The following is a 1,389-nucleotide window of genomic DNA, read 5'->3' as shown; positions in this document are numbered from 1 at the left end:
TCGGCCTGGTGGTCGGGTTCGGGTGGTCCGCAAAACCGAGGACATCGCCAGCACACTGATCGCGGTCGCGGTCGGCGCGCTGATCACCCTCGGCCCGCTGGCGCTGTCGTTGCAGTCGGGTTAGCGACCACTTCAGACAGTGCGCCCAGCGATCAAAGTCGGCCTGTCCACGGCTTCGGTGTACCCGTTGCGGGCCGAGGCGGCCTTCGAGTACGCGGCCCGGCTGGGCTACGACGGCGTCGAGCTGATGGTGTGGGCCGAATCGGTCAGCCAGGACATCGACGCCGTGCAGAAGCTGTCGCGGCGCTACCGCATGCCGGTGTTGTCCGTGCACGCGCCCTGCCTGCTGATCTCCCAGCGAGTGTGGGGCGCCAACCCGATCCCGAAGCTGGAGCGCAGCGTGCGCGCCGCCGAGCAGCTGGGCGCCCAGACCGTCGTCGTGCATCCGCCGTTCCGCTGGCAGCGTCGCTACGCCGAGGGATTCAGCGAGCAAGTAGCGGCGTTGGAGGCCTCGAGCGGCGTCCTGGTCGCCGTCGAGAACATGTTCCCGTTTCGGGCGGACCGGTTCTTCGGGTCCGGGCAGTCCCTGGAGCGGATGCGCAGGCGCGGCGGCGGCCCCGGCCCGGCGATCTCGGCGTTCGCGCCGTCCTACGACCCGCTCGACGGCAACCACGCGCACTACACGCTGGACCTTTCGCACACCGCGACGGCGGGCACCGATTCCCTGGACATGGCGCGACGGATGGGGTCCGGCCTGGTGCACCTGCACCTGTGCGACGGCAACGGGCTGCCCGCCGACGAGCATCTGGTGCCCGGGCGCGGCAGCCAACCGACCGTCGAGGTATGCCAGATGCTGGCCAACAGCCAGTTCGCCGGCCACGTGATCCTGGAGGTGTCGACGTCCAGCGCGCGGTCAGCCAACGAGCGCGAAAGCATGCTCGCCGAATCGCTGCAGTTCGCCCGCACCCATCTGTTGCGTTGAGCCGACCCAGGAGACACCCCCACCGATCATGACTGCCCTCTTCACCACCGCAATGGCGTTGCGGGAGGTCGGCCCCGGCGTGTACGAGGCCGAGCTGGACAAACACTGGACCATCGGGCCCAAAGTCCATGGCGGCGCGATGCTGGCGTTGTGCGCCAATGCCGCGCGCGAAGCGGGCGGTGGTGCCCTCGAGCCGGTGACCGTCTCGGCGAGCTTCCTGTGGGCGCCCGACCCCGGCGCGATGCGGCTGCTGACCAAGGTCCGCAAGAAGGGCCGCCGGATCAGCGTCGTCGACGTCGAGCTCACCCAGGGCGACCGCACGGCGGTGCACGCCGTGGTCAACCTCGGCGAGCCGGAGCACTTTCCCGCGGACGGACCCGCCAAGCCGCTGTTGTCGGCCAACCCGG

Annotated in this window: 2 protein-coding genes and 1 pseudogene; all 3 read left to right on the top strand. The window is 70.1% G+C overall.

Annotated elements, in window-relative coordinates:
* A pseudogene (locus tag A5714_RS27125) lies at positions 1-124 on the top strand (hypothetical protein); the annotation flags it as partial.
* Positions 125-139: 15 nt separating this feature from the next.
* Positions 140-982 carry a sugar phosphate isomerase/epimerase gene (locus A5714_RS11330; RefSeq protein ID WP_068073610.1) on the top strand — a complete coding sequence of 281 codons (843 nt, stop codon included), beginning with the start codon at positions 140-142 and terminating at the stop codon, positions 980-982.
* Positions 983-1,010: 28 nt separating this feature from the next.
* A partial coding sequence (locus A5714_RS11325) for an acyl-CoA thioesterase domain-containing protein (RefSeq protein WP_197513646.1) occupies positions 1,011-1,389 on the top strand: 379 nt, incomplete at its 3' end.

The sequence above is a fragment of the Mycobacterium sp. E2462 genome (assembly GCF_001672685.1).
Lineage (GTDB): Bacteria > Actinomycetota > Actinomycetes > Mycobacteriales > Mycobacteriaceae > Mycobacterium.
The sequence above is the reverse complement of the archived record's forward strand: the minus strand, read 5'-3'. Positions and strand labels throughout refer to the sequence as shown.